This is a genomic window from Streptosporangium sp. NPDC050284 (assembly GCF_044459525.1).
Taxonomy (GTDB): domain Bacteria; phylum Actinomycetota; class Actinomycetes; order Streptosporangiales; family Streptosporangiaceae; genus Streptosporangium.
Genome location: NZ_JBITIZ010000047.1, coordinates 1 through 6,402 on the forward strand (window position 1 = coordinate 1; position 6,402 = coordinate 6,402).

Sequence of the window (6,402 nt, forward strand, 5' to 3'; positions counted from 1 at the left end):
GGTCTTCTCCGCGTACGCCGTGAAAAGAACGCGCATGACCTCTCCTAACCGTTCTTCACGGCTCCCAGAGCCTGGGCGCTCAGATAGTCGACGGCGTCGATGTAGGTGTAGGGCTGCATGAAGCCACCCGCGCGCACGTCGCGGTAGAGCCGCGCCAGTGGGTGGGAGGCCGAGAAGGAGGCGCCGCCGATCAGGCTCTGGGCGTCGAAGACGACGGCGGGCGCCAGCTGGTTGACGATCAGCTTCGCGCACTGGAACGGCGTCATCATGGCCGGTCCGCGCTCCCGAGGGTCGCCCGTGTCGTCGTAGGAGAGCCGGTCGGCGCGCGCCAGCGCCGCCGCGACCGTCGACCTCATCGTGAAGAGCCGCGCGTCCATCTCCGCCACCAGCGTCCGCGCGGCCGCCGCCCCCGCGGCTCCCCGGCGGATGAGGGTCGAGACCGCGATGTCGCGCGCCGACTGGGCGATCCCGGTGTAGATCCCCAGCATGGTGATCGAGCTCACCGTCTGCCCCGCGAGCATCGCGAGGTCCTGCCCGCCCGCGGGCCCGCGCAGGACCACGTCCTCCGGGGGAATGACGCAGTCGTCGAACACGACGTCGACGCTCCCGGAGGCCCGCATCCCCAGGCCGTCCCAGTTGTCCAGCACGCGAAGCCCCGGGCAGTTCCTGGAGAGCACCGCCATCCCCGACTGGGGACGCTGCCCGGGGACGCGCGTCTGCGCGTACACCGCGAAGTCCGTGGCGATGGGCGCCATGCTCACCAGGGTCTTGCCACCCGACAGCAGCCAGCCGCCGTCGGCCGTCTGCGTCAGCGTGGTCGGACGCCGGTCGCGGGGGATGTCCTTCACCCCCGTGGACACGACCGCCTCGCCGGAGCCCATGCCGCGCAGCAGCCGCTCGGCCAGCGTCCGCGCGAGAGCCGGTCCCGTCCGCCACTCGTAGGTCAGCGTCAGCGCCCGGCTGAGCTGCATGTGCAGGGCGAGCGCCGTCGAGGCGTCGGCCTCGGCGACCCTCAGCAACGCGAGGGAGACGTCGTGCAGACGATCGACCCCCAGGCCGCCGAGCGCGCATGGCACCGTGGCGCCGAGGACCCCGCTTTTGCGCAGGTCCTCGAAGATGTCACGCGGGAAGGTGCCGCTGCGGTCGTTGTCCGGGGCCGCGGCGGCGATCGCCGGCAGGTGCGTCTCGATGAGGCCGATCAGGTCGCGGCCCTCGGGGGTGATCGGCTCGCGGAGCTCTCCCGGCATCACGACGTTCTCGGTGTGCACTGTCATCAGCCCATCCCGCTTCCCTGCGTTCGCACGTCGGCCCGCTGCCGCCGCATGCACCATAAACGACTTTTCCGCGAGCCGCCTAAGAAATCAACCGGGAAATTATGCACGATCCAGGAAATGGCATTCCGTGGACATTGGGGGCGGCGAGAGAATAGCTTGACCCACCGATCACCCGGAACTAGCATCTGTCCCGCTGGCGAGACGGACCCGCCGCATTGAAGCAGGGGATGACAGTCACCCGGCCGGCTTGAACAATACCCCGGGTAATCCCATTCAGCCGCAACGCCGAGTTGAAGGTGGAAGAACGTGCTCTTTCCCCACACCAAGACCAGAAGGACGCTGCTGCGCCATGCCAATCCCCCGGAGGGCGTCACGGCACACGACCTTCTCCTGAAGGCCGAGCTGAACGACCTGCCCTCGGCCGAGGTGTTCGGCGCGCTGTACTCCAAAGAGGTGTCCGCGCAGTTCATCGTGGAGCGGCGGGACACCGACAGGGTCGTGGGATACGTCTCGTTCCACCATCTCGACCTCTCGGGACAGCACGTGCGGGCGAGCTTCCTCACCGACCCCGCCGCGGCCGGCAACGGGCTCGGCGCGGAGGTCATCCTGATGACCGTCAACTACGCCTTCGCCATGTGGAACGTCAGAAAGATATATTTCTGGACCACCGAGACGGATTTCGAGGCTTTCCGTACGGCCTTCAACTCCGCCTACAAAGAGGCGACTCTCCCCGAGCACCTTTACGATCGCGGAGCGCTGCGGGATGTGCATATCTACGCCGTCTACCGCGAGCAGTGGGAGGAGCACGGCGCCGAGCTCCTCAATAAGCTCGCGCAGGGGCCGGGCGAACGCCGGGAGGCGGCATCCACCGCATCTACGGCGTCCACGGTATCCGCAGTGTCCACCGATTCCGCCGAGGCATCCGAAGGAGAAAAGAGTTGACCGAGATGTTCGTTTCCGACCAGAAGAAGGAAGTGCGCGAGCAGATCGAGCGCGAGGCGCTGAAGATCGTGCTGTTCAGCTCCTCCGAGCTCGCCATTCCCGAGCTGACCGACCTGGGGGAGATTCCCGAGCCCAGCGATCTGGGCAACCTCGACTCCTTCTCCATCATCCTCCTCATCCTCGCCCTGGAGGACACCTACGGCGTCCCACTCCTGGACGACATGGCCGGTTTCACCGGGAGAAACTTCGACGACCTGGCGGACTTCGTCATCGAACGTCTCCCCCCGCGCGCCGACGGCCAAAAGTAGCGCCCGCGGTCGGGACAAGCACGGTGAGCGGGGAAAACGGCCTTGACCTGGCCTCCGTCACCTCTCTGTCAGGGCGTCTAGATCTTGTCTAGAACTCTCCCGTGGCGCCTAGGGCAAACTCTCAGCCATCGACGACCCGTCGGGGCGAAAGGGCGTGACAGATGTGACAGGCGTTAACGGTTACCCAAGTCTTGCGACCACACATCACGGGCAGGCCAGACCCGCCGGCAACGCGCGGATGGCGCTCGACGCACCGGGCATGACCAGGAGAACGGCTCTCTCACTCCCACCCGGTATGTCACTGACCGCCTGGAGCCGCCTTGGCCGCCAGATCTTCATCATCTCCGACTCCTCCGCCTGGTGGCTGGGAGACTGGCTGATCTACGGCCAGGCGCACTACCCCGACCGCTACAAGCGGGCGATCGCCGAGACCTCGCTCGACTACCAGACGCTGCGGAACTACGCCTGGGTGGCCCGGCAGTTCAGTCTTTCCAGGCGGCGCGACAAGCTGAGCTTCCAGCACCACGCGGAGGTGGCCAGCCTGCCGGAGCCCGACCAGGAGATCTGGCTCAACCGGGCGGAGAAGGGCAGCTGGTCGAGGAACGAGCTGCGGCGGCGTATCAAGGCGGAACGCAACGGCGGCACCGCCGACGAGGTCACCCACATTCAGATGAACATCATCGCGGAGCAGAAGAAACGCTGGCAGGAGGCCGCGGAGAGCACCGAGCAGGACCTGCTCGTCTGGATGGTCTCCAACCTGGATCGCGCCGCGCTCGCGGCGCTGGAGTCGAGGAAGGCCGGCGCGCTCCCCCAGTCCGCCTGACCCCGGGGCGGCGAAGCCTCAACGAGCGGACGGAGAAGACAGCTTGGACCCCGATCACGGCGCGTCGCCGGAGGACGTCATCGAGACCGCCGTCACCACCCCTCGGGGACCGGAACGCCTCCGTCTCCGCTACCTGCCCGACAGCATCGGCCGCTTCGCCAGGACCTCGGGCTCCTCCCCCGCCGTCACCTTCGTCGAGTACGGCATGCGCCGCGACACCGGCCGCAGGGAGAAGAGCTCGCGGACGATGAGTTACGCCGAGCTCGACGAGCGGGCCCGCGCGGTGGCCGCGGTCCTCCAGCGGCGGTGCGAGCCCGGCGATCGGGTGGCGGTGCTCTGTCCCCACGAGCCGGCGTACGTGGTGGCGTTCCTCGCCTGCCTGTACGCCGGTCTCGTGGCGGTGCCGCTCTACGCGCCCGAGGCGCTGCGCAGCAACGAGCGCCTGCGATCGGTGATGGGGGACTGCGAACCGCGGTGCGTGCTCACCACCTCCGCCGTTCACCCGTCCGTCCAGCGGCTGCTGGAGGGGATGGAGCACCCGCCCGAGCATCTGGTCCGCGTCGACGAGATCCCCTTGGCCGACGCCGCGCACTGGCGCAGGCCGGATATGAGGGCGGAGGCGGTGGCGTACCTGCAGTACACCTCCGGCTCTACCGGCACCCCGTCGGGCGTCCGCGTCACGCACGAGAACATGACCGTCACCAACCACCAGATCAGGGCACACTGGCCGAGTTCGATCGTCGCGTCGTGGGTGCCGTTCTTCCACGACTTCGGCCTCGTCTGCGCGATCACCAATCCGCTGGGCGCGGGCGCGCACTCGGTCAACCTCAGCCCGATGGCCTTCGTGCAGGACCCGTACCGCTGGCTCCGCATGATCTCCGACTACCGGGCCGACTGGAGCGTCGCGCCGAGTTCCAGCCTGGCCCAGTGTGTGCGCCGCGTGGCCGTCGAGCGCAGGGGCGAGCTCGACCTCGGCTCGCTGCGGCTCCTCACGATCGCCGCGGAGCCGGTGTACGCCGAGTCGACCGAGGCGTTCATCTCGGCGTTCGCGGCCGGCGGCCTGGCGCCCACCACTCCCGCCCCCTGCTACGGCCTGGCCGAGGCGACCCTTCCCGTGAGCGCGCCGCCGGTCGGCGAGGGCATGACCGACCGCTGCTTCGACCGCGCGGACCTGGCCGCCGGCATCGCCCGCGAGTGCCCGCCGGGCAGCCCGGGTACCGTGCGCGTCGTCTCCTGCGGGGTACCGAGCCTGGGGGTGTCGGTGCGGATCCGCGACGGTGAGGGCCTCGCCTCGCTGCCGGAGGGGCGGGTCGGCGAGATCTGGGTGAGCGGCCCCAATGTGGCGGACGGTTACTGGAACCAGCCGGAGCGGTCGGCGGAGGTCTTCGCGAAGCACCTCGTCGAGACCGACGGCGAGCTGCTTTCCGGCCCCTGGCTGCGGACGGGTGACCTCGGTTTCCTGTTCGGCGGCAACCTCCACGTGGTGGGCCGAGCCAAGGACATGATCATCATTCGTGGCCGGAACCACTACCCGGACGACATCGAGGCGACCGTTCAGGCCGTGCGAGACGTCGGCTCCGAGGGGGCGGCGGCCGCGTTCTCCAGCGAGGCCGAGGGCGAGGAACGACTCGTCGTCCTCGTCGAGGCCGGCCCCGCGCTCATGGCGGCCGAGCAGGGCGACAGGGAGGCGGTCCTGCGCGTCCTGCGCCAGGAGATCACCCGCAACCACGGCCTGGCCGCGCACGACCTCGTCCTCGTACGGCGCGGCAGCCTGCCGCGGACGACCAGTGGAAAGATCCGCCGTGGTGCCTGCCGCGAGCAGTACCTCCGCGGGGAGTTCGACCACTGAGCCGAAGTGGCTTCCCTTCCGGAGGTGATGCGTGATCAGGCCCCTTTTCGTCTGGGACTATCTGCAGGAGTACGAGAACGAACGCGAGGACATCCTCGACGCCGTGGACACCGTGTTCCGCTCGGGCCAGCTCGTGCTCGGGCGCGGTGTGCGCGACTTCGAGGCGGCCTTCGCCGCCTACCACGGCGTCTCGCACTGCGTGGGCGTCGACAACGGGACGAACGCGATCGTGCTGGGGCTCCAGGCGCTGGGCGTCGGGCCGGGCGACGAGGTGATCACCGTGTCGAACACGGCGGCACCCACGGTCGTGGCCATCGACGCCGTCGGCGCCACCCCGGTCTTCGTCGACGTGCACGAGGACACCTACCTGATGGACGTCGGGCAGGTGGAGGCGGCGATCACCGAGCGGACCCGCTGCCTGCTTCCCGTGCACCTGTACGGCCAGTGCGTCGACATGGCACCGCTGCGGGAGATCGCCACCCGGCACGACCTGCTGATCCTCGAGGACTGCGCGCAGGCGCACGCGGCCCGCCACCACGGCAGGATCGCGGGCTCGATGGGCGAGGCGGCCGCGTTCTCCTTCTACCCGACCAAGGTGCTCGGGGCGTACGGCGACGGCGGAGCGACGATCACCTCCGACCCGGAGGTGGACGCGGCGCTGAGGCAGCTGCGCTACTACGGGATGAGGGAGCGCTACTACGTCGAGCGGACGCCCGGCCACAACAGCCGGCTCGACGAGGTGCACGCCGAGATCCTGCGCCGCAAGCTGGCCAGGCTCGACGGCTACGTCGCCGCCCGCAGGGCCGTCGCGGCCCGGTACGCCGAGGCGCTGGCCGGCACCGACGTCGTCCTGCCCGCGGTCGCCCCCGGCAACGAGCACTCGTACTACGTCTACGTGGTCCGCCATCCGCGGCGCGACGACATCATCGAGGCGCTCAAGCCGTACGGCGTGTCGCTCAACATCAGCTACCCGTGGCCGGTGCACACGATGTCGGGGTTCGCGAAGCTCGGCTACCGGGCGGGGGCGCTGCCCGTCACCGAGTCGGTGGCCGGGGAGATCTTCTCGCTGCCAATGTATCCGTCGCTGACCGAGGGCGACCAGACGAAGGTGGTCGAGTCGCTGCTCAAGGTACTGGCAGCGCTGTGACGGGCGACCAGCTGGGCCGGCCGATGCGTGTGGTCTTCGTCACCTATGCCGAGAAGACT

6 protein-coding genes are annotated in these 6,402 nt (G+C 69.0%); 5 read left to right on the plus strand and 1 reads right to left on the minus strand.

Translation table 11 applies throughout. The annotated features are described in order from the left end of the window. Positions 1-44: 44 nt before the first annotated feature. The gene (locus tag ACIBH4_RS39510; RefSeq protein WP_362522347.1) at positions 45-1,274 is read right to left on the minus strand and encodes an acyl-CoA dehydrogenase family protein; all 1,230 of its coding nucleotides are present in this window, start codon (positions 1,272-1,274) and stop codon (positions 45-47) included. Between the two features lie 306 nt (positions 1,275-1,580). On the opposite strand from ACIBH4_RS39510, the gene ACIBH4_RS39515 reads away from it, so the two are divergent. From ACIBH4_RS39515 to ACIBH4_RS39535, 5 genes are all read left to right on the plus strand, one after another. After that, positions 1,581-2,216, plus strand: coding sequence for a GNAT family protein (locus tag ACIBH4_RS39515; protein WP_362522349.1), 636 nt, complete (start codon positions 1,581-1,583; stop codon positions 2,214-2,216). Between the two features lie 5 nt (positions 2,217-2,221). Then, positions 2,222-2,524, plus strand: a complete 303-nt coding sequence (locus tag ACIBH4_RS39520) for a hypothetical protein (RefSeq protein ID WP_362770330.1) — start codon at positions 2,222-2,224, stop codon at positions 2,522-2,524. A gap of 259 nt (positions 2,525-2,783) precedes the next feature. Then, complete coding sequence (locus ACIBH4_RS39525; RefSeq protein WP_362522351.1) at positions 2,784-3,347, plus strand: LmbU family transcriptional regulator; 564 nt, start codon at positions 2,784-2,786, stop codon at positions 3,345-3,347. 43 nt (positions 3,348-3,390) lie between these two features. Further along, on the plus strand, positions 3,391-5,196 hold the full coding sequence (locus tag ACIBH4_RS39530) for a fatty acyl-AMP ligase (RefSeq protein ID WP_362770329.1): 1,806 nt from the start codon (positions 3,391-3,393) through the stop codon (positions 5,194-5,196). Positions 5,197-5,227: 31 nt separating this feature from the next. After that, the gene (locus ACIBH4_RS39535) at positions 5,228-6,343 is read left to right on the plus strand and encodes a DegT/DnrJ/EryC1/StrS family aminotransferase (RefSeq protein WP_362522356.1); all 1,116 of its coding nucleotides are present in this window, start codon (positions 5,228-5,230) and stop codon (positions 6,341-6,343) included. Positions 6,344-6,402: the final 59 nt, after the last annotated feature.

Bases quoted from the DNA above. Each gene is read 5' to 3' on its own strand.
- ACIBH4_RS39510 (WP_362522347.1), bottom strand. From the start codon at position 1,274: ATGACAGTGCACACCGAGAACGTCGTGATGCCGGGAGAGCTCCGCGAG.
- ACIBH4_RS39520 (WP_362770330.1), top strand. From the start codon at position 2,222: ATGTTCGTTTCCGACCAGAAGAAGGAAGTGCGCGAGCAGATCGAGCGC.
- ACIBH4_RS39525 (WP_362522351.1), top strand. From the start codon at position 2,784: ATGACCAGGAGAACGGCTCTCTCACTCCCACCCGGTATGTCACTGACC.